We start from the raw sequence: 22,040 nt of genomic DNA on the forward strand, positions 1-22,040 counted from the left end.
TGACGACTAACGGCTGAGGCATTTCTTTAATGCGAGTCCCCGTCAGGCTCGGCAATAGGGGCCATCGGCGTCTTTGAGCGCGGGGTAGTCCCGCGCAGCGGGACCTCGGCCCCTGGTACGGGCCGAGCCCGCGCGATGACGCCGATGGCCCCTATTGCCGAGCCTGACGGGGACGCCTTAAGAACGAAAACCTAAGCCAGCAAACAGCGACCCACTACCGAGGAGGTAACCGCAGCAACCGATTGATCGTTTCGAGATCCGCTTCGGACAGGATTCCGCCAGCAGCCCTGAGGCGTAGGCCGTCGAGCAGGGTGGTGTAGCGGGCTTGGGCGAGGTCGCGTTGGGTGGCGTAGAGTTGTTGTTGGGCGTCCAGGACGTCCAGGTTGATGCGGACACCGATTTCGTAGCCGGTTTTGTTGGCTTCGACGGAGGCTCGGCTGGATTTTTCGCCGGCCTGCAGGGCGCGGACGCGAGCCAAGCCGGTCATGACGCCGGTGTAGTACTGGCGGGCGGATTGGGCGGCTTGGCGGCGGGCGGCCTGGTAGTCGTTGCGGGCTTTTTGTTCGAGTTGGACTTTTTCGGTGACGAGCGACGAGACGCCACCGCCCGAATAGATCGGGATGGACAGGATGATACCGACCGAGGAGTCGACGGCGCGGCTGCCGGCTTGTTCGCGGTTGTTGCCCTCGGCGTTGCCGCTGCTGGCGCGCAGGCTCAGGGTGGGGTAGTGGCCGCCGCGGGCGACCTGGATGCCGCGCTGGGCGATCTGGGTCTGTAGCTGGGCGCGTGCGACTTCCAGGCTGGCGGCTTCGGCCTGGGTGGACCAGTCTTCGAGTCGGGCGGGCTGCGGCGCGGGCAAGGCGACGCTGGCGGGTAGTTCGGCGAGAGCGCCGGGAGGTTCGCCGATGATTTGCGTCAGTTGGCCGCGCAGCACAGTCAGGGTCTGCTGTTGCTGCAATTCTTGGGCGACGATCAGGTCGTAGCGTGCCTGGGCCTCGTAGGTGTCCGTGATGGTCGCGTTGCCAAGTTCGAAGTTTTGTTTGGCCGACTCGAGTTGGGCGGCGATTGAGGCTTTTTCGCCTTCGGTGGCGGTCAATGCGTCTTCGACGCCCAGGATGCTGAAATAGGTATCAGAGACGCGCAGTAACAGATCCTGGTAGGCCTGTTGTAATTGTAATTCCGCGTCGGCGACACCCAGCTTGGCCTGCTCATAGCGCTGCCAGCTTGACCAGTCGTAGAGAGGCTGGGTGAGGACGAGGTCCCAGGTGCCGCGGGCGCCGTCTTGAGTACGTCGGGACAGGTTGCGGGTGGTGCGGGTGTCTTCGTAGACGCCACCGACTTCGGCGTTGACCGCGGGCAATAGGCTGGCGCGTGCTTGCGGGACTTGTTCGACCGAGGCGCGATACTGGGCGCGGGCTGCGGCGTAGACGGGGTCGTTGGCCAAGGCTGCGCGCCAGGTTTGCATCAGGTCTTGCGCGGCGTTAGCGGGTAATCCCCAAATGGCGCTCAGCGCCAAGCCCAGCGTCGCTGCAAGCGATCGGGCGCGCATGAGGATGCCCGATCAGAACTTGAACTGCGAGACAGTGGTGCCCCGCAAGGGCTTGATGACCGTTTCGAACAGATTGACGGTTTCGAAACTGGCGGCCGTGGTGCGCGTGATACGGCAGGCGGTCATGACGGGGGCCTGGCCTACGACGACGACCAGACGGCCACCGACGCGCAGTTGATACTTCAGCGCGTCGGGTACGGCGGGGACGGAGCCTGTCACCAGGATCGCGTCGTATTCGGTGGTGCCCCAGCCATTGCGGGCGTCACCGGTTTCGATCTTGACGTTGGTGACGTTGTTCAGTTGCAGGTTGTTCTGTGCGAAAGCGACCAGACGGTTGTCGATCTCGACTGAGGTGACTTGCTGGGCCAGGTGCGCGAGCAGGGCGGCCTGATAGCCCGAGCCGGTGCCGATTTCCAGTACGCAGTCCGTGGGGGTCAATTGCAGCTCTTGGGCCAGACGGGCCTCGACCTTGGGTGCCAGCATGTTTTGGCGCGTATTGGTCGCATTGATTTCCAATGGGAGTTCCAGGTCGGAAAAGGCGAGGGCGCGCAATGCCGGTGGCACAAATTGCTCGCGGCGAACGGCAAACAGAGCGTCCAGTACCTTGGGATCAAGCACGTCCCAGGGACGGATTTGCTGCTCCACCATGTTGAAGCGGGCTTTTTCTACATCAGGCAGGGTCGAAGCGTTCATGACAGCGAAGAGGAAATCAGGGAGAACAACGGGACATTGTACTGATTCGTTGCGAATCTGGGTGACCCGATGACAAGGGCGATCAGGCGAGACGGCGACGTGGGGGATCAGGCGAAACGGCGATCAGACGAAATGGCGATGAGGCGGCGTTTGTGGCCGCCGCGATATCCCGAGATCGCCTCCCTATCGCCGTACGTCGTCAGCGGTCACCACCAGGCGTGAAAATGATGTGTTGGCCCGTGGCCCGATCCAACTTGCAAGCGGTCGGCATGGCGCAAGGCCTCGGCCAGGTAGGCTTTGGCTCGGCGGGCGACTTCGGGGACGTCGTCGATTTGCGGCAGCAGCGCGGCCAGGGCCGCCGATAAAGTGCAGCCCGTGCCATGGGTGTTGCGGGTTTCGATGCGTTGGCCTGGCAGTTCGATCATGCGGTCGCCGTCGTGTAGCAGGTCGATGGTGTCGTTGCCCGGCAGGTGCCCGCCCTTGAGCAGGACCCAGCGTTGCCCTGAGTAGGCCATGGTGTTGCGCAGGCGTTCGGCGACACGGCGCATTTCCTTGACGGTCTCGACGGGGCGTTCGTCTAGCAGGACGCCGGCTTCGGGCAGGTTGGGGGTCAGCAGGGTGGCCTGGGGCAGCAGGGCCTCGCGCAAGGCGCCGACGGCGTTGCGCTCGAGCAGATGATCACCGCTTTTGGCGACCATGACGGGATCCAGGACGACGTGCGCGGGACGCCACTTGGCCAATTTTTCCGCGACGACCAGCGTCACGGGTTGCTGGCCCAGCATGCCGATCTTGACGGCATCGATGCGTACGTCGGCAAACAGCGTATCGATCTGCTGGCCGACAAACTCGGGCGGTACGGGCGAGATGGCGGTGACACCCTGGGTGTTTTGGGCGGTGAGCGCGGCGATCACGGCGCAGCCGTAGGCGCCGAGCGCGCTCATGGCTTTGATGTCGGCTAGAACGCCTGCGCCGCCCGAGGGGTCGACGCCGGCGATGCTCAGGGCGTTGGGAATAGGCCGGTCGCTCGTTTGCGCGGCGCGCGAAGCACTCATCGGGTGTTGGCCGGGGCGGCGGTGATCAGGCCTTCGGTGGGCGAGCTCGGCGCGCCACTGTAGAGCTTGCGGGGCATGCGGCCGGCCAGGTAGGCATCACGACCTGCCTGTACGCCGTTTTTCATGGCACGCGCCATCAGGATGGGGTCTTGGGCGCCCGCGATAGCAGTATTCATCAAGATCCCGTCGCAGCCGAGTTCCATGGCGATCGCGGCGTCGGAAGCCGTGCCCACGCCGGCATCGACCAGCACGGGAACGCGTGCCTGGTCGATGATCAGCCGCAGGTTCCAGGGGTTCAGGATGCCCATGCCCGAGCCGATCAGCGAGGCCAGCGGCATCACCGCGACGACGCCCAGGTCTTCGAGCATGCGGCACTGGATGGGATCGTCGGTGCAATACACCATGACCTTGAAGCCGTCATCGACCAGGACCTTGGCCGCCTCGAGGGTGGCGGGCATGTTGGGAAACAAGGTGTGCGAATCGCCGAGAACTTCGAGTTTGACCAGGTCATGGCCGTCGAGCAGCTCGCGCGCCAGTCGCAGCGTGCGCACCGCGTCATCGGCGGTGTAGCAGCCTGCCGTATTGGGCAGCAGGGTGAACTTGGACGGGGGCACATAGTCCAGCAAGCTGGGCTCGCCGGGATTCTGGCCGATGTTGGTACGGCGAATGGCCACCGTCACAATTTCTGTGCCGCTGGCATCCAGCGCGGCGCGTGTCTGTTCGAAGTCTTTGTACTTGCCGGTGCCCACGAGCAAACGGGATTGATATTCGCGCCCGGCGATGGTCAAAGTATCTGGAGTCGTCATTGTTCTGCGTGCAAGAAAAAAGTGCGATGGCCGGCTCGCAAGAGGCGACCGGCAAGTACTCCATGATAATCCACCCGGACATTGTGTCGGAACCGTCAGCGAGGGCGCGGCGAGCGGCCTTTTCTGAGGGGTCCTCTGAGGCGCCGTCAGCCTGTCGCAGGACGTCATGGCCGGGCGCGCATCGGGGGCGGGAGTGTTTGGCTGGAAACGAGGCCGCGACTTGACGAAACGTTACTTGACGAGGCCTCTTTGCCGGCGGACATGGTCCAGATGCTCGCATAGCTGCTCTGCCATGTCGATCAACCGCGGCCCCGGTCGATAGAGCGCGTCGGCATCCAGGTTGAAAACGTGACCATCCCGGGCGGCCGGCAAGCCGTGGCGTTGCCAGGTTTGCAGATTACGCTGGGCATCGTCCGTGTCTGTCGCGCCGGCGATCACGGCGTCCGGGCGCGCCGCCAGCACGCTTTCCAGCGAGAGTTGAGGCGCCAGCGTAGATAGATCGGCAAAGACGTTCACGCCGCCGCACACCTGTATCGCGTCGTTGATGATGCTGCGGCCGCTCAGCGTATAGATCGGCTGCAAGCCGGCCTGGATGAAAACTCGCACCGGTGTGCTGTCGGCATAGCGCGCCGATAGCGTGGCCAGGCGTGTGCGCATCGCGTCGGCCGCCGCATTCGCTTGCGGCTCGGTGCCAAACAGGCGACCCATCGTTTGCACCGCGTCGGCAATGGCGGCCAGCGTGCGTGGATCGCTGTAGAACACGGACACGTTGAGGCGTTGCATCCAGTCTGCCAGTGGGTCGGATGCCGCGGGCTGCCAGGCGATAAGCAGATCGGGGCGCAACGACGTCGCGATTTCGAGGTTCGGGCGCAGCGCCGTGCCGATGGAGGGTAGGGCGAGGGTTGCGGCGGGATAGTTGCTGCCCTCTGCGGTGCCGGCGAGATAAGCCCCCGCGCCCGCCGCGTAGACGAGTTCGGTCGCATGAGGGGCCGATGTAATGGCCCGCCGAGCGGGACTCGACAGCGTGACAATACGTCCCTGGTCGTCGCGCACGACGATGTCTGCGGCCAGCGCCGAGGTCGTCGCCAACAGAAGTGGCGCGAGGAACCGCGCGAAAATTCGCACGGGAACCTGCACAAAGAACCGCACGGCGGCCGATGTCCGGCCGAGCCGTCTGGCTAGACTGGTAAGCCGGGCAATATGCGTCGTGGGTTCAAGGGAGCGCATCAGTCACGGTATCAATAACGAATCGTCAGGGACGCCTGGACGTTTCGGCCGGCCGCCGGATACAGGTTGTAGGCGCCGGTCGCGCCCGTGCTGCCCGAACGGATGCCATACGTCGCGTAGTCGCGATCAAACAGATTGTTGACGGCCAGCGTACCTGAGATGTTCTTCGTAAAGTCGTAGCCGATTTTGCCGTTGACCAGGAAGTAGTCATCGATCTGCTGGTCGAACTGATTGGCTTGATCGTTATCCATGCGTGCTTTGCCTACGTACTGGCCAGACAGGCTGACAAACAGTTTGTCAGTGGGACGCCAGGTCGCGCCCAGGTTCGCCATCCATTTGGGGGCCAGGGGCACGGTGTTGCCTGCCAGGTCCACACCGCCATAGGTCCCTGAACGGAATTTTGCCTGCATCCAAGTGACGTTGGCATCCAGGGTCAGCGTGCGCGTCAGGTCGTGATGGCCTTCCAGTTCTATCCCTTGGCGGCGCGTCGGGTCCAGGTTGACGTTCGAGAACGTCACCGGGTTGTACTGGATCTCGTTGGTCAGGTCGTAGCGATACCAGGTCAGCCGGGCGCTGGATGTGTCCGATTGCCACAAGATGCCGAGTTCTTTGTCCACCGACGTTTGTGGCTTGAGTGGCGTGGCCACGTAGAGCAGTTCGTCGGAATTGGCAAAGCGAAAACTGCGGCCTATCTTTCCGTAAGCGCTAAAGCCCGCGGCGATGTCCTGACGTACCGCCAATTGCCAGGCGCCCAAATGGCGCGTCTCGTCCGAGTTGCCGCTAAAACCCGACAAGGTTTCCAACTGGTCGTTGGCGTACTGCCGACGACCGCCCAGCGTAACGCGGGTGGTATCAGTGGCCTGCACTTGGGCCTCGGCAAAGACGCCGTGCTGGTGTTGTTTGGCTCGCCATTGGTCAGGCATCGTGGAGAACGAGTACTGATTGGTGGCATCCAGATCACTGTCCAGCATGTCGGCACCCAGGATCAGCGCGTGCTTGCCGGCAATCGGCAACTGATAGCGCAGGCTACTGGTGGTTTCGTCCAGGTCCTGGGTGCGGGTCGTGTCGCCAAAGCTACTGCCGGCAAAGCCAGTCAGGGATTTATTGCGTTGATTCAACTCGGCATATAGCGTGCCCGCGCCCAGTCGCTGTTCGATCTGCACGCCGAAGGCGTCGGTCTGCGTGTTGACAAAATCATCAGGCGTCGAGGTGCCGCGTGGATCGTCTTCGTATTCATTCAGGCCGGTCGCCGGATCGACCCGACGAGGGCCGGGCAGGCCCAGTTTCTGGTGCGTGGTGCGGGCATACAGGCGGATGTCGCCGTTGTCATGATGAAACGCCAGCCCCACGCCGCCGCTGTCGCGACTTTCGCGGTTGTTGTCGCGATAGTTGTCGGTACGCAGCGTCTGACCATAGACGTCTACTGTCACGTGTTCGTTTTGCAGGCTGACGTTCGCATCGAGCTGGCGCAGGCCGTAGCTGCCTACCGTACCCGTTGCGCTGGCCGAGACCGGTTGCCCGCTGGGGTTGCCCTGTTTGGTAATGATGTTGATGACGCCGCCGGTCGTTCCTCCGCCGTACTGCACCGAGCCGCTGCCGCGCACGATCTCGATGCGCTCGATGCGATTCAACGGTACCGTCCCCAGTGACGGGGCGGACAGGTCATTGGTGTTTTGCGGCACACCGTCGATCAGGATCAGGGTATTGCTGAATCCTGCGATTCCAAAGCCGCGCAAGTCCACGAGCCCTTGTTCGGCAGCCCCTGTGTTGTTGATCACATGCACACCCGCCTGGGTGGACAGCAGTTCTTGCACGGTCATGGCGCTGCTGGTGTGGATTTGCTCCGCTGTCAGTACCGAGACTTGTACGGGCTGATCGCGGGTTTCGGTCCGCACACGGGAGGCGGTGACGGTAATGGCGCTGAGTTCGGGAATTGCAGCGGTCAGGATGGGTTGTTGGGCGACCGCCAGCGTCGGGGCGGTGCAAAGCAAGATACTGGCGGCATACCAGCAATAACGGGACATGATCGGTCTGACCTCGGTGTGACGCGCGACCCCGCACGTCGTTCTCGGAAATGGGGCGCGTCAAGCGCGACCCCGTGGGCGGACTGGCCGGTATCGGGCTGCCATGCGGCGTAACGCGGCATGGGGACCGTTGCGGGGGCAGCACAGGCTGGACGCGCAGGGCGTCTTCCTGTTTCCCGTTTATCTTCTGCACGCATGACGCGCCAGAAGCACCAGTTCGGGGCGAAACTGTATCACTGGCAGGCAGGGCGCGACCCGTTTTGTTACCATCAAAGATCGGTTTTCAGGCAATTTTTGCCTTTTCACCACATTTCCGAGATATCCCGTGCCGTATCCCCGCCTGCCCTATCCGCTGTCGTCCTACACCCGTGGTAGTGACTTTGCCCGCCTGCTTGGTGAGCGCATCCTGATCCTGGATGGCGCCATGGGCACTATGATCCAGCGCTACAAGCTGGGCGAAGCCGATTTTCGCGGTCAGCGTTTCGCCGATCACGGCAAAGACCTGAAAGGCGACAACGAGCTGCTGTCGCTGGTGCGGCCGGACATCATCGATGAAATCCATCGCCAGTATCTTGAGGCGGGCGCCGATGTCATCGAGACCAATACCTTTGGGGCGACCTCAATTGCACAGGGCGACTATGACTTGCCCGGCCTGGCCTACGAGCTGAACCTTGAATCCGCACGCCTGGCGCGCGTCGCCTGTGATGCCTACAGCACGCCAGAGCGTCCGCGCTTTGTCGCGGGCGCGTTGGGGCCGCAACCCAAGACCGCGTCGATCTCGCCGGACGTCAACGATCCCGGTGCGCGCAACGTCACGTTTGATGAATTGCGCGTTGCCTATGTCGAGCAGCTCAACGGCTTGCTGGACGGGGGCATCGACATCGTCCTGATCGAAACCATTTTCGACACGCTCAACGCCAAGGCGGCGATCTTTGCCGTCGAGTCCGTCTTTGACGAGCGCGGCGTGCGTCTGCCCGTCATGATCTCGGGCACCGTGACCGATGCGTCGGGCCGCATTTTGTCGGGCCAGACCGTCGAAGCCTTCTGGAACTCCGTCCGTCATGCACGGCCCGTCACCATCGGACTGAACTGTGCGTTGGGTGCGGCCTTGATGCGTCCGTATGTGGCCGAGCTGTCCAAGATCTGCGAAACCTACGTCTGCGTATATCCGAACGCGGGCCTGCCCAATCCCATGGCGGAAACCGGCTTCGACGAAACCCCGGCCGATACCTCGAGCTTGCTAGAAGAATTCGCGCAAGCCGGGTTGGTGAATATGTCGGGCGGCTGTTGCGGCACGACGCCGGATCACATTCGCGCTATTGCCGACAAAGTCGCCACGCTCACGCCGCGTGTGGTGCCGGAGATTCCCATCAAGACTCGCCTGTCGGGCCTGGAGGCGTTGAACATCGACGAGGAGTCGTTGTTTGTCAACGTGGGCGAGCGCACTAACGTGACAGGCAGCAAGATGTTTGCACGCCTGATCCGCGAAGAAAAATACGACGAAGCCCTGGCCGTCGCGCGTCAACAAGTCGAAAACGGCGCACAGATCATCGACATCAACATGGATGAGGCCATGCTGGATTCGGTAGCGTGCATGCACCGTTTCCTGAACCTGATTGCCTCCGAGCCCGATATCGCTCGCGTGCCTATCATGATCGACAGCTCCAAATGGGAGGTCATCGAGACGGGCTTGAAATGCGTGCAGGGCAAGTCCATCGTGAACTCGATCTCCATGAAAGAGGGCGAGGATAGCTTCCGCGAGCACGCGCGTTTGTGCCGACGCTATGGCGCGGCCGCGGTGGTCATGGCATTTGACGAACAAGGCCAGGCCGACACGCTAGAGCGTCGCAAGGAAATCTGTGCACGCGCCTACAAAATTCTGGTCGAAGAAGAAAACTTCCCGCCCGAAGACATCATCTTTGACCCTAACGTGTTTGCGGTGGCCACCGGCATCGACGAGCACAATCACTACGCCATGGATTTCATCGAAGGCGCGGGCTGGATTCGGCAAAACTTGCCGCACGCACGCCTTTCGGGCGGAATCTCCAATGTCAGCTTCTCGTTCCGCGGCAACGAGGCGATGCGCGAGGCCATCCATACGGTATTCCTGTATTACGCCATCCAACAAGGCCTGACGATGGGTATCGTCAACGCGGGCCAGCTCGGCGTGTATGCCGATCTGGATGCGCAACTACGCGATTTAGTCGAAGACGTCATCCTGGACCGCCCCGAACCCGTCGGCAAAACCGACCCGGTCGATGAGCGCTCGCCCACCGAACGGCTAGTGCAGTTTGCCGATAGCGTCAAAGGTTCCGGCGCCAAAAAAGAAGAAGACCTGACCTGGCGTACCGCGCCCGTGCGAGAGCGTTTGTCGCACGCGCTGGTGCTTGGTATCACCAACTTCATCGTCGAAGACACCGAAGAGGTTCGCCAAGAGATCGCCGATCGTGGCGGCCGCCCCATTGAGGTCATCGAAGGCCCGTTGATGGACGGCATGAACATCGTGGGCGACCTGTTTGGCGCCGGCAAAATGTTCCTGCCCCAGGTCGTGAAATCCGCCCGCGTCATGAAGCAGGCGGTCGCGCATCTGATTCCCTTCATCGAAGAAGAAAAGCGCCAGATCGAAGCCGCTGGCGGCGATGTGCGCGCCCGGGGCAAGATGGTCATCGCCACCGTCAAGGGCGACGTTCACGATATTGGCAAAAACATCGTGTCCGTGGTCATGCAGTGCAATAACTTTGAGGTCGTGAACATGGGCGTCATGGTGCCCTGCGCGCAGATCCTCGACAAGGCCAAAGAAGAGAAAGCCGACATCGTCGGCCTATCCGGCCTGATCACGCCCAGTCTCGAAGAAATGGCCTACGTAGCCTCGGAAATGCAGCGTGATCCGTATTTCCGCGATCGCAAGATCCCCCTGATGATCGGCGGCGCGACCACCAGCCGCGTCCATACAGCCGTCAAGATTGCTCCTCACTATGACGGTCCCGTGATCTACACTCCCGACGCCAGTCGTGCCGTCGGCGTGGCCGCCAACCTGGTCTCCGATCAGGCACAAAGCTATATCGACGAAATCGCCGCAGAATACGAGACCGTCCGTCGTCGCCACGCCAATCGCAAGGCCACGCCGCTGGTCTCGCTAGCCGACGCGCGCGCCGCCCGTCCGCAGATCGACTGGTCAAGCTATGTGCCGCCCCGCCCGAAATTCATCGGCCGCCGCGCCTTCAAAAGCTACGACCTCGCCGAAATCGCCAAGTACCTGGACTGGACACCGTTCTTCCAGACCTGGAGTCTGTTCGGCCAATTCCCCGCTATCCTGGAAGACAAAGTGGTGGGTGAGCAGGCCCAGAAAGTCTACGCCGACGGGAAAGCCATGCTCAAACGCATCATCGACGGACGCTGGCTGACCGCCAACGGCGTCGTGGCGTTTTATCCGGCCAATACCGTCAACGACGACGACATCGAGATCTATACCGACGAATCGCGCAGCGAGGTGCTCTTCACCTATCGCAATGTGCGCCAACAAGGCGTCAAGCGCGAAGGCGTCAGCAATAAGTGTCTGGCAGACTACATTGCCCCCAAGTCCAGCGGCGTCGCCGACTACATCGGCATGTTCGCTGTCACGGCCGGCCTCGGTATCGAGAAAAAAGAAGCCGAATTCCAGGCCGACTTGGACGACTATTCCAGCATCATGCTCAAGAGCCTGGCCGACCGCCTCGCCGAAGGCTTCGCCGAGTGCCTGCACGCACGCGTTCGCCAAGACCTGTGGGGTTATGCGGTCGACGAGACCCTCTCCAACGACGAAATGATCGCCGAAAAATACGTCGGCATCCGTCCGGCCCCCGGTTACCCAGCCTGCCCGGAGCACGTCGTCAAAACCGACATGTTCCGCGTTCTGGATGGCGATGATATCGATATGCTCCTGACCGACAGCTATGCCATGTATCCGGCTTCGAGCGTCTCGGGCTTTTACTTCAGCCATCCGCAGTCGCAGTACTTCAACGTAGGTACCATCGGTGAGGATCAACTCGCCGATTATGTTGCCCGCAGCGGTCGTAGCGAAGAAGACGTGCGGCGGACGTTGGGTCCTAGCCTCGGTTGATGTTTACCCGCGTGGCGGGGTTGGGTGCTGCTAATGGCGCCGCGGTCGTCCGTGTAAAGGCCACGCCGGCCAAATCGCGCCGACTCGGCCCGTGATCAGGGGCCTCGGTCCCGCTACGCGGGACTAAATCGGCGCTCAAAAGGCCGGCGTGGCCTTTACACGGACGACCGCGGCTTGCGTTGTTCCCACTTTCCCGAATCGTTTCGTGCAGGCACGGTCATTGAATTTGTTGCGGTTTATCTTCGGTGATGCTGGTATGCAATGATGATTGCATGCAGCGACGAAGACATGCAATCACTGTGAGTTTCTGGCGGGTTCGCGGATTGGCCGCGCTGGCCTTTTGAACCTCGGGCAGTCCCGCGCAGCGGGACCGAGGCCCCTGGTCGGGCCGAGCCGAGGTGATTAGGCCAGCGCGGCCAATCCGCGAACCCGCCAGAAACGCCTTCACAGCGATCCCCTCCGCCAGCAACATACCTCGCATCCCAACGAAGTAACATGCCCTCAACGTACAACAACTTCACTGCCCTGTATGAGCACTACAGCACAACCCGGTACGCCGGTATTACATGAGAGTTCGACCCGTCGACGGCATGCGTTGGGAGAGTTTGTGCGGGCGGCGCGAGCGCGGATCACGCCGCAGATGGCGGGATTGCCCGAGGGGATGCGGCGACGCACGCCCGGGTTGCGGCGCGAGGAGGTGGCGCAACTGTGTGGCATCAGCGTGACTTGGTATACGTGGATCGAGCAGGGGCGTGAGGTCTCGGTGTCGCCGGCGGTGTGGGCGCGGATTGCCGGCGTGCTGCAGTTGGCGCGTGCTGAACGTGCGTATTTGTTTGAGTTGGCGGAATGCGCGGATCCGCAGCATCCGCGTGATGATGGGAGTGAAGCGCCGGGGTTGCTGCGAGAGTGCGTGGATGCGATCACTGCGCCGGCTTATGTGTTGGATCGGGCCTGGAATGTCTTGGTGCATAACGCGCCGATGAACGACTTGTTTGATGCGTGGCCCGTGCGTGATCCGCAGCCGAATTTACTGCGATATATATTTTTGAATCCGGCGGCGCGCCAACTGGTGGTGGATTGGGAGCAGCGCGCGCGTCGGGTGGTGGCGGAGTTTCGGGCCGATGCGGGAGCGCATTTGGACGAGCCCGACGTGTTGACGCTGTTGGACGAGTTGAATCGTGACAGTGAGGTGTTTGCGCACTGGTGGACGCGACACGCCGTCGTCGAGCGCGAGGGCGGTTTGCGAGAGTTTCAGCATCCGCAGTATGGGCGCCTGGCTTATCAGCAAACGACGTTTCGGTTGGCGACGCATCCGGACTTGAAGTTGGTGATGCTATTGCAGGATGCGTGAGTGTGCATGGGTATCAGGCGTGCATGATTGACGCCTGAGTCGTCGATGCGGCGCGCGGACCAATCGCAGGAACGACCTCCTAGTCGGGTAAACCAGCTTCTAATAGGCCGTCAAGCAGTTTGCGGATGGGGGCCGGAAGTGCGAGCGAGGGGAGCTCTGCCTGGCTGGCCCAGCGCTGCGGCATTGCGGGTTTGGCGGACGCAGTGGCGGACGCTATGGCGGGCGGGGCCAAGGTTTTCCGGCTGGACGTGACGACGTCTTTGACGGGTAGATACCACGGTTTGATGTGCAGGCGATAGTGCGTGAACGTGTGCGCGAAAGCGGCGAGCTCGTAGCGTTGCTGGGGCTCCAGGCCTAATTGCTGCGTGGCCTGGGTGGGGTCACCGCCGGCGTCGAATTCGGGCAGGCTCCAGAGCCCGCCCCAGATGCCGGGCGAGGGGCGTTGTTGCAGCAAGATGGCGCCGCCGCGTTGCAGGATCAGCATGCCGGTTTGGCGTTCGGGAATGGCTTTGCGGACTTTGGGAGTGGGAAGTTCGCTTTGGCGCCCGTCACGGCGCGCGATACAGGTTTCGGTGATGGGGCAGCGTGCACAGTCGGGTTTGCCGCGGGTGCACAGTGTGGCGCCCAAGTCCATCAGGCCCTGGGTATAGGTGGACATGTTCAGGCCGGGGGCGTTGGCGACTTGCTGCTCTGCCAGGGTCCAGAGTTTTTGTTCTACCTCGCGTCGTGCAGGGTCGCCTTCGATACCGAAATGGCGTGTGAAAACGCGTTTGACGTTGCCATCGAGGATGGGTGAGCGCTCGCCATAGGCGAAGGCGGCGATGGCGGCGGCGGTGGAGCGGCCGATGCCGGGCAGGGTGGCGATTTGTTCGGCGGTGGGCGGAAAGCGTCCGTTCCAGTCGCTCATGATGGTCTGTGCGCAGCGATGCAGATTGCGCGCGCGGGCGTAGTAGCCCAAGCCGGCCCAATAGGGCATGACGTCTTCTTGCTCGGCCGCGGCCAGGGTGGCGACGTCAGGAAAGCGCTCCAGGAAACGTTGATAGTACGGAATGACCGTCGCGACCTGGGTTTGCTGCAGCATGATTTCTGACAGCCAGATCCGATAGGGGTCTTGGGTATGTTGCCAGGGTAATCCGTGGCGGCCCTGGCTCGCTTGCCAGGTGACGATTCGAAGGGCGAAATCCATAGGGCGGAATTATCGCACCTGGACGCCGGCCCTCTTGCATCGGCCCGCGGCGACGAGTACAACCGTTACATAACAACGGCATGCCTCCCGATCCTGCTCACGCCCGTTTTCATAAGAAAGGGTGCGTATCGCGGGGTTGGGCATTCAAAACCCTGGAGTAGACATGAACGCCCCTCTTTCGTCCGCCCACAACGCGGCGTTGGCTTCGGTACAGCTGGATGACAAATACACCCTGGAGACAGGTCGCGCCTGGATGAGCGGTATCCATGCGTTGGTACGCTTGCCCATGATGCAGCGCGTTCGCGATCTGCAGGCGGGGTTGAACACGGCGGGATATATCTCGGGCTATCGCGGCTCGCCGCTGGGTGGCGTGGATCTGAATATGTGGAAGGCCGCCAAGTATCTCAAGGCGCACCACATCGAGTTTCAACCGGGCGTGAACGAAGACCTGGCCGCGACGGCGGTCTGGGGGTCGCAGCAGGTCAATCTGTTTCCCGGCGCACGCTATGACGGCGTGTTTGGCATGTGGTACGGCAAGGGTCCGGGAGTCGACCGCTGTGGCGATGTGTTCAAGCATGCCAATGCCGCCGGGACAGCGCCGCATGGCGGTGTGCTGGTCGTAGCCGGCGACGATCATCCAGCGAAGTCATCCACCCTGCCGCATCAAAGCGATCACATCCTGAAAGCCTGCATGATCCCGGTGTTGTTTCCAGCCAGCGTGCAAGAGGTCATGGATTACGGCCTGCACGGCTGGGCCATGAGTCGCTACGCGGGCGTATGGGTGGGCATGAAATGCATTACCGACATTGTCGAGGTTTCGGCCTCGGTCGATGTGGATCCGCACCGTGTGTCTATCGTTCTGCCGCAGGACGTGCCGTTGCCGCCCGACGGACTGAGTATTCGTTTTCCGGATACCCCCTTGCAACAAGAGGCCCGCCTGCTTGATTACAAGCTCTACGCCGCGCTGGCCTATGCGCGGGCCAATGGACTGAACCGCGAGCTGTGGCAGGTGCCGGCAGATCAGGCGCGCTTTGGCATCATGACGTCTGGCAAAGCGTATCTGGATACGCGTCAGGCTTTGTCCGATCTGGGTTTGACCGAGGCGGTCTGTCGCCGCATTGGCCTGCGCTTGTTCAAGGTGGGCATGGTATGGCCGCTGGAGGCTACCGGTGTGCAGCAATTTGCCGACGGGCTGGACGAAATCCTGGTCGTCGAGGAAAAGCGCCAGATCCTGGAGTATCAATTAAAAGAAGAGCTTTTTAGCTGGATTGGTAGCGGCAAAAAAATTCCCCGCGTCGTGGGCAAGTTTGACGACAAGGACGGTGGGGAATGGTCCGTGCCGCAGGGCAACTGGTTATTGCCGGCGCATTACGAGTTTTCTCCTGCCATGGTGGCCAAAGCCGTGGGTGCGCGCCTGTTGCGCTTTACGTTACCCGATGACGTTCGGGCCGGCATCGAGGCGCGACTGGCGTTTATCACGGCACGTGAGCAGGCGCTGGCCAAACCGCGCGTCGTCGCCGAGCGCAAGCCGTGGTTCTGTTCGGGCTGTCCGCACAATACCTCGACCCGGGTGCCCGAGGGGTCGCGGGGCATGGCGGGTATTGGCTGTCACTATATGGTGACCTGGATGGGCCGCAATACGCAGACCTATACTCAGATGGGCGGCGAAGGCGTGCCCTGGCTGGGACAGTCGCCTTTTACGGACGAGAAGCATGTGTTCGCCAATTTGGGTGACGGCACTTACTTTCATTCGGGGTTGTTGGCGATTCGAGCGGCGGTCGCGGCCAAAGCCCCTATTACCTACAAGATCCTGTTCAACGACGCGGTGGCCATGACGGGCGGCCAACCCGTGGATGGCCCCATCGATGTGCCGATGATCACGCGTCAGGTGGCCGCCGAAGGCATCGACAAAATCGTCGTCGTGACTGACGAACCCGACAAGTACAACGGTGTGAGCGATTTGGCGCCGGGCGTTCCGGTTCGCCACCGCGACGAACTGGATGCGGTCATGCGCGAGCTGCGCGAGTATCCCGGCGTGTCGGTGCTCGTGTATGACCAGACCTGCGCGACTGAAAAACGGCGTCGCCGCAAACGCAATGCTTATCCGGATCCCGCTCGCCGCGTCGTGATCAACGAACGGGTGTGCGAGGGTTGTGGCGATTGTTCCGAACAATCGCATTGCTTATCCGTCGAGCCGCTGGAAACCGAGTTTGGTCGCAAACGCACCATCAACCAGTCCAGCTGCAACAAGGATTTTTCCTGTCTGAAGGGCTTTTGCCCGAGTCTGGTGACAGTCGAAGGGGGCAAGCTGCGCAAACCTCAGGCCCTGGCGCAAGACGGCGCCATTGATGCCGGTGTGCCCCAGCCTGATGTTCCCGGGTTGGAACGGCCCTATGGTGTGTTCATTGCAGGTATTGGCGGCACGGGCGTGATCACCATTGGCCAGTTGCTGGGCATGGCCGCGCATCTCGAGGGCAAGGGCTGCTCGGTGCTGGATATGGCGGGTCTGGCCCAAAAAGGCGGCGCGGTGTTCTCGCACGTCATGTTGACCCAGAGACCGGACGATCTGCTCAATACCCGTGTGGCCATGGGCGAGGCGGATCTGATGTTAGCGGGCGATCTGGTCGTGGCAACGAGTCAGGAGGCGGTGGCTCGCATGCGCGTCGACCGTACCCGGGTATTGCTCAATAGTGACGTTGCTCCCACTGCGGCGTTCGTGAACGATCCAGATTGGCGATTGCCAGCCGCCGATCTGCAAACGACGTTGCGCAGCGCTTGCGGTGAGGACGGTGTCGATAGTGTCGATGCGGCGGGCCTGGCGGTACGACTGCTTGGTGACGCGATCTACGCCAATCCGCTGATGATGGGGTACGCCTATCAAAAGGGTTGGTTGCCCTTGGGAGAGGCCGCGCTGCTCCGGGCGATTGAGCTCAATGGGCAGCAGGTGCCGAATAACTTGACTGCATTTGCCTGGGGCCGTCGTGCGGCGCACGACCTGGCTGCGGTGCAGCGTCTAGTTGCACCGGCTGCGCCCGTGGTCAGCATCGACCGCCCCGTGGGCGAGCTGGATGCCTTGGTGGCCGTACGCAGCGAGTTTTTGATGGCCTATCAGAATGCGGCCTATGCGAGGCGCTATCGGGACCTGGTGCAGCAGGTCGCCCAAGCCGAGCAAGCCGCGACGGGAACGACACGTCTGGCCGCGGCCGTGGCGCGCTATTACTTCAAACTGATGGCTTACAAAGATGAGTATGAAGTGGCGCGTCTCTATACCGATGGCGAGTTTCTCAAACAGGTGGATGCCCAGTTCGAGGGCGACTGGAAACTGCATTTCCATCTGGCCCCACCGTTATTGGCGCGCCGGGACGCGCAGGGCCATTTGATCAAGCGTGCCTACGGGCCGAGCATGCTCAAGGCATTCCGCCTGCTGGCGCGGCTGCGATTCTTGCGGGGCACGCCATTGGATGTGTTCGGGTATACGGGTGAGCGTCGGGCCGAACGTGCTTTGATCGACACGTATTACAGCGATATACAAGCCATTTTGGCCAAACTGAGCCGGGCGAATCTGGATCAGGCCGTGGCATTGGCGAGTCTGCCCGATACGATTCGTGGCTATGGCCACGTTAAGGAAGCCAATATGCAGCAGGCCGCCGCCCGCCGGGGCGAACTCATGCAGACTTTCAGTGCTGCGGTCACCACCCTTACACGCGCTCGCGCGGCCTGACAGGTTTTGGGGGCGTCAAAATGCGTTAATTATTTTTTCTTTATGTAAGAAAAAATAAAATATACGCTCTGCCAATCCGCGGTTGGAGGAACGAAATCACGGAGCCGCCGGAAATTCGAGTTGATGCGTCCCCAAAATATTTCGGGGATACGGTGCGTGTTGCACGGTATCCCCGTCAAGTCGATCTGGACCGTTGCTCCCGTTGCCCAGCCGTCAAAATCGCGTGCTGCGCGTGACCGACCAGCGAGCTGCCAAGGCACCCAGGATGCCGGTGCCCACGATGGCAACGGCCAGGATCGGCAGCCCTGGCAAGCGCAGGGAAAAATCCGCGCCATAGCTACGGGCCAGCCCAAGCAGGGCATTGTTCAGCGGCGTCAGGGCAGCGGCCGCGGCGGCGATGGCAATCAACGCAGCCAGTACGCCGGATAGTGCGCCCAGATACAAGAACGGGCGACGAACGAAGGACTCGGTGGCGCCCACCAGACGCGCGACGGCGATTTCCTCTCGCTGCAGCATGGCTTGCATGCGCACAGTATTGAAGACTGCCGCCAGCACGACTGCCGCGACGCACGCGGCCAGGAATATCAGGCCCACGCGGGCAAAGCGCAAGATGGCTTCCAGCCGTTGTACCCAGTCGCTGTCGAGTTGCACCAGGTCGACGTGCTCCCATTTTTGCCAGGTTTCGGCGAGTTGACCCGCGCGTTGCGCGAGATGTTCGCCCTCGGTCAGCGTGGCGACCACCGCGTCGGGCAAGGGATTGTTGGGTAAAACCGCCAGCGCTTGATCCCAGGTGGGGTCATTGCGCAACTGTGCCAGGGCCTCATCGCGGGGGACAACGCGCACGGCTTGTACCTGTGCCGCGTGATCATCACGGATGCGCTGTGCAATGGCGTCAGCGGTGCCTGCAGGGGCGGTCGTGGCCAGGTATACCGTGACCTCGGGGGTGACCGATAGCTGGCGAGCGACCGGTTGTGCCGACACGAGTATCGCCGCGCCGAGCAACGGCAGTGCCAGGGCCAACGCCATGACCAGCAGGTTGGCCAGCGACGAAAAGGGTTGCGCCGCCAAGCGACGCAGGGTCACCATGAGCGCATAGCGATGCAATCGCAGCCAGGATTTCATGCGTGGGCTCCCGTATCGAAGAACTTGCCGGGTTCCAATCGCAGGGTGCGTGTGGCGTACTGGGCCATCAGCTCTTGATCATGAGAGGCGATCAGGGTGGTTACGCCCACCCGGTTAAAGTCGCGAAATACATTCAAAATGCGCCGTGCCGTCTCGTGATCCAGGTTGGCGGTGGGCTCATCCGCAATCAAAATCGCGGGGCGGTTCACGATCGCGCGCGCGATCGCCAGGCGTTGTTGTTCCCCGCCGGAGAGCTCGATCGGGTTCATGTCTTCTTTACCGGCCAGGCCGACTTTGTCCAGGGCGGCGCGTGCGCGGGCACTGGCCGAGGCGCGGGCTTGGCCGGTGACCGCCAATGGCAGCATGACATTCTGCAAGGCGCTGCGATCAAACAGCAGATGGGTGTCTTGTAAGATCACGCCCACTGCGCGACGCAGATAGGGGCGCGCACGTGCCGAAAGCTTGTCCAGGCGCTGGCCATTGACCTGGATGGAGCCGCGGCTGGCGGGCTCCAGCCCACCGATCAGCTTGAGCAACGTGGACTTGCCCGCGCCTGAAGCGCCCGACACAAAAAGGAATTCGCCGGCGGTCACGCGAAAGTTGATGTCGGCCAGAATATTGCGGCCGCGCCCGTACGATTTGAAAACGTGCTGGAATTCGATCATGGCGGCAAAAAAGGGTGAAGCTGCAATAGTACCGCGCGTACTATGCGAGGTTGTGGGCTCCGTTGCATATTTTTTCTGTCCCTATTTTTTGCTTAAGTTGTCGAGGGATTTCCCCCATGTCCCCGAATATCCCGAGCCGCTACCATGCCGGCGATGCTTGATTTGCCGAGCCCACGACGCACCCAGGCATTCCCTTACAGGAGATCCATAACATGAAAGCACTGAAATTAGCCGCGGTGGCTGCTGCACTGTTTGCTGCATCAGCGACCGCCAATGCAGGCGCCACGTTCGACAACGTCAAGAAGAAGGGTTTTGTCCAGTGTGGCGTGTCGACGGGGATCCCCGGATTCTCGATGGCCGACAGCAAGGGCCAATGGCAAGGTATCGACATCAACATGTGCCGCGCCATCGCAGCCACCATGTTCAATGATGCCAGCAAGTTCAAAGTCACGCCGCTGAACACTCAGCAACGCTTTACGGCGCTGCAGTCCGGTGAAGTCGACGTGTTGACCCGTAATACCACCCAGACGCTAACGCGTGACACCACGCTGGGGTTGATCGGCGCTGGCGTCAACTATTACGACAGCCAAGGCATCATGGTATCCAAGGAGCTGGGCGTTAAAAGCGCCAAAGAACTGGACGGCGCCACCGTGTGCGTTCAGCCCGGCACCACCACCGAGCTCAACCTGGCCGACTGGTTTCGCGGCCAAAAGATCGAATTCAAGCCTGTCGTGATCGATAAGTACGATGAAATCATCCGTGCTTTCTCGGCAGGTCGTTGCGATGCTTTCACGACTGACAAATCGCAATTGGCCTCGAGCCGCACCACGCTCGAAAATCCCGACAACTTCATCATCTTGCCGGAAGATTTCTCCAAAGAGCCGCTGGGCCCCATGGTTCGCCAGGGCGATGAGCAATGGTTCAACATTGTTCGCTGGTCGCTGAACGCGATGCTCGAAGCCGAAGAGTATGGCATCACGTCCAAGAATGTCGACGAAATGACCAAGAGCCCCAACCCCAACATCCAGCGCATTCTGGGTGTGACGCCGGGCATGGGCAAGAACCTGGGCGTGGACGACAAGTGGGCCTACACCATCATCAAGCAAGTTGGTAACTACGGCGAAAGCTTCGAAGCCACTTTGGGCAAGGACAGCCCGATGAAGCTTGAGCGCGGCTTGAACGCGTCGTACAAGGACGGCGGTCTGATGTACGGTTGGCCGGTGCGCTAAGCATCGCTGCCGGGCAAGGCGGGTGTGCCCGTCTTGCCCTGTGCCCGCGCGAGACGGGCGGCAGGAGTAAGGTGGCCCACATTTCACCAGGCCATTCCTGTTTTGACTTCTGTAGAAGCTTTTGATGACGACAAACAACCCACAAAGTCCAGTGGCAGCGCCCAAGCGCCGTCTCAGCTGGAACGACCCGGGCGTGCGCGCCGTGGTCTATCAGGTTGTCGCGCTAGCCCTGGTTGCCCTGGGCGTGTGGTTCCTGGTGTCAAACACGCTGCATAACTTGCAGGTTCGTAATATCTCTACAGGTTTTGGTTTTCTCGACCGCGAGGCCGGCTTTGCGATCGGTGAGACCTCCATTGCCTATTCGCCCGCCGATACTTATGGCCGCGCCATTTGGGTGGGCCTGGTCAATACGCTGCGTGCCGCGGTGCTGGGTATTATCCTGGCGACGATACTCGGCACCATGATCGGCGTTGGGCGACTGTCCAAAAATTGGCTGGTCGCCAAAGTCTGCTCGTTCTATGTCGAGGTGATGCGTAACGTACCGCTGCTGTTGCAGCTGTTTTTTTGGTACGCACTCATTACCGAAAACATGCCCGGCCCGCGTCAGGCCTACAACCCGCTGCCCGGGGTCTTCGTTTCCAATCGCGGTCTGAAAATACCCGCCCTGGAAGGCAACTCCATGGACTGGATCCTGGGGGGAGTGGCGCTGGCGATTGTCGGCATCATCGTGTTGGCGCATTGGGGCAAAAAGCGCCAGGAAGCCACCGGCCAGATTTTCCCCTTGGGGCGTTATGCAATAGGGCTGTTCATCGCGCTTCCTATTCTGGGCTGGCTCGTGAGCGGCGCGTCACTGGCATTGAGCATGCCCGAACTGAAGGGCTTTAACTTCAGTGGCGGCCTGACGCTGTCTCCGGAGTTCGCGGCTTTGCTGGCCGGCTTGGTGATCTACACCGCGGCCTTTATTGCCGAGGTCGTGCGCTCGGGCATCCAGGCGGTCAATCAGGGCCAATGGGAGGCCGCTGGTTCCCTGGGTTTGAGCCGTGCCCGCGTGCTGCGCCTGGTGATCCTGCCTCAGGCGCTGCGCGTGATCATTCCCCCCATGACCAGTCAATACTTGAACTTGACCAAGAACAGTTCATTGGCGGTTGCGATCGGTTATCCCGACATTGTGTCGGTGGTCAACACGATGATGAACCAGACCGGGCAGGCCATTGAGGGCATCCTGATCATCATGGCGGCCTACCTGACCGTTAGCTTGTCGATCTCGATTTTCATGAACTGGTACAACAAGCGCATTGCGCTGGTGGAGCGTTGAG

The 22,040-nt window shown here is 61.4% G+C and carries 14 protein-coding genes and 1 riboswitch; of the genes, 5 read left to right on the forward strand and 9 right to left on the reverse strand.

From position 1 onward, the window contains the following. Window positions 1-214: 214 nt before the first annotated feature. From ACYVDM_RS26090 to ACYVDM_RS26115, 6 genes are all read right to left on the reverse strand, one after another. Window positions 215-1,549, reverse strand: coding sequence for a TolC family outer membrane protein (locus ACYVDM_RS26090; RefSeq protein WP_415792292.1), 1,335 nt, complete (start codon window positions 1,547-1,549; stop codon window positions 215-217). Between the two features lie 12 nt (window positions 1,550-1,561). Then, window positions 1,562-2,242 carry a protein-L-isoaspartate O-methyltransferase family protein gene (locus ACYVDM_RS26095; RefSeq protein WP_415792291.1) on the reverse strand — a complete coding sequence of 227 codons (681 nt, stop codon included), beginning with the start codon at window positions 2,240-2,242 and terminating at the stop codon, window positions 1,562-1,564. A gap of 206 nt (window positions 2,243-2,448) precedes the next feature. Then, complete coding sequence (gene thiD / locus ACYVDM_RS26100) at window positions 2,449-3,294, reverse strand: bifunctional hydroxymethylpyrimidine kinase/phosphomethylpyrimidine kinase (RefSeq protein ID WP_415792290.1); 846 nt, start codon at window positions 3,292-3,294, stop codon at window positions 2,449-2,451. Beyond that, entirely contained in the window at window positions 3,291-4,100 is an 810-nt protein-coding gene (locus ACYVDM_RS26105) for a thiazole synthase (protein ID WP_415792289.1), read from the reverse strand. Before ACYVDM_RS26105 ends, thiD begins: the two co-directional genes overlap by 4 nt. Before the next feature lie 231 nt (window positions 4,101-4,331). Beyond that, window positions 4,332-5,327 (reverse strand): cobalamin-binding protein, encoded by a 996-nt coding sequence (locus ACYVDM_RS26110; RefSeq protein ID WP_415792288.1) that lies wholly within the window; start codon window positions 5,325-5,327, stop codon window positions 4,332-4,334. Window positions 5,328-5,338: 11 nt separating this feature from the next. Beyond that, the gene (locus ACYVDM_RS26115; RefSeq protein WP_415792287.1) at window positions 5,339-7,351 is read right to left on the reverse strand and encodes a TonB-dependent receptor; all 2,013 of its coding nucleotides are present in this window, start codon (window positions 7,349-7,351) and stop codon (window positions 5,339-5,341) included. Window positions 7,352-7,419: 68 nt separating this feature from the next. Continuing rightward, a riboswitch (cobalamin riboswitch) is annotated at window positions 7,420-7,583 on the reverse strand. Window positions 7,584-7,676: 93 nt separating this feature from the next. Between ACYVDM_RS26115 and metH the strand changes: the two genes are divergently transcribed. Next, window positions 7,677-11,450 carry a methionine synthase gene (metH, locus tag ACYVDM_RS26120; RefSeq protein WP_415792286.1) on the forward strand — a complete coding sequence of 1,258 codons (3,774 nt, stop codon included), beginning with the start codon at window positions 7,677-7,679 and terminating at the stop codon, window positions 11,448-11,450. Window positions 11,451-11,979: 529 nt separating this feature from the next. Further along, complete coding sequence (locus ACYVDM_RS26125) at window positions 11,980-12,801, forward strand: helix-turn-helix transcriptional regulator (protein ID WP_415792284.1); 822 nt, start codon at window positions 11,980-11,982, stop codon at window positions 12,799-12,801. Between the two features lie 79 nt (window positions 12,802-12,880). On the opposite strand, the gene mutY is transcribed toward ACYVDM_RS26125, so the two are convergent. After that, complete coding sequence (mutY, locus tag ACYVDM_RS26130) at window positions 12,881-13,987, reverse strand: A/G-specific adenine glycosylase (RefSeq protein ID WP_415792282.1); 1,107 nt, start codon at window positions 13,985-13,987, stop codon at window positions 12,881-12,883. A 163-nt stretch (window positions 13,988-14,150) separates the two neighbouring features. Between mutY and ACYVDM_RS26135 the strand changes: the two genes are divergently transcribed. Then, entirely contained in the window at window positions 14,151-17,708 is a 3,558-nt protein-coding gene (locus ACYVDM_RS26135; RefSeq protein ID WP_415792281.1) for an indolepyruvate ferredoxin oxidoreductase family protein, read from the forward strand. Window positions 17,709-17,921: 213 nt separating this feature from the next. Here the strand turns inward: ACYVDM_RS26135 and ACYVDM_RS26140 are convergent, their stop codons facing one another. Beyond that, window positions 17,922-18,830 (reverse strand): cell division protein FtsX, encoded by a 909-nt coding sequence (locus ACYVDM_RS26140; protein WP_415792280.1) that lies wholly within the window; start codon window positions 18,828-18,830, stop codon window positions 17,922-17,924. Then, on the reverse strand, window positions 18,827-19,495 hold the full coding sequence (locus ACYVDM_RS26145) for a cell division ATP-binding protein FtsE (RefSeq protein ID WP_415792279.1): 669 nt from the start codon (window positions 19,493-19,495) through the stop codon (window positions 18,827-18,829). Before ACYVDM_RS26145 ends, ACYVDM_RS26140 begins: the two co-directional genes overlap by 4 nt. 212 nt (window positions 19,496-19,707) lie before the next feature. On the opposite strand from ACYVDM_RS26145, the gene ACYVDM_RS26150 reads away from it, so the two are divergent. Together ACYVDM_RS26150 and ACYVDM_RS26155 are read left to right on the forward strand one after the other, a co-directional pair. After that, window positions 19,708-20,724, forward strand: a complete 1,017-nt coding sequence (locus ACYVDM_RS26150; RefSeq protein WP_415792278.1) for an amino acid ABC transporter substrate-binding protein — start codon at window positions 19,708-19,710, stop codon at window positions 20,722-20,724. A 124-nt stretch (window positions 20,725-20,848) separates the two neighbouring features. Next, window positions 20,849-22,039, forward strand: coding sequence for an amino acid ABC transporter permease (locus ACYVDM_RS26155; RefSeq protein WP_415792277.1), 1,191 nt, complete (start codon window positions 20,849-20,851; stop codon window positions 22,037-22,039). Window position 22,040 lies beyond the last annotated feature (1 nt).

It is taken from the genome of Bordetella tumulicola (genome assembly GCF_054779135.1).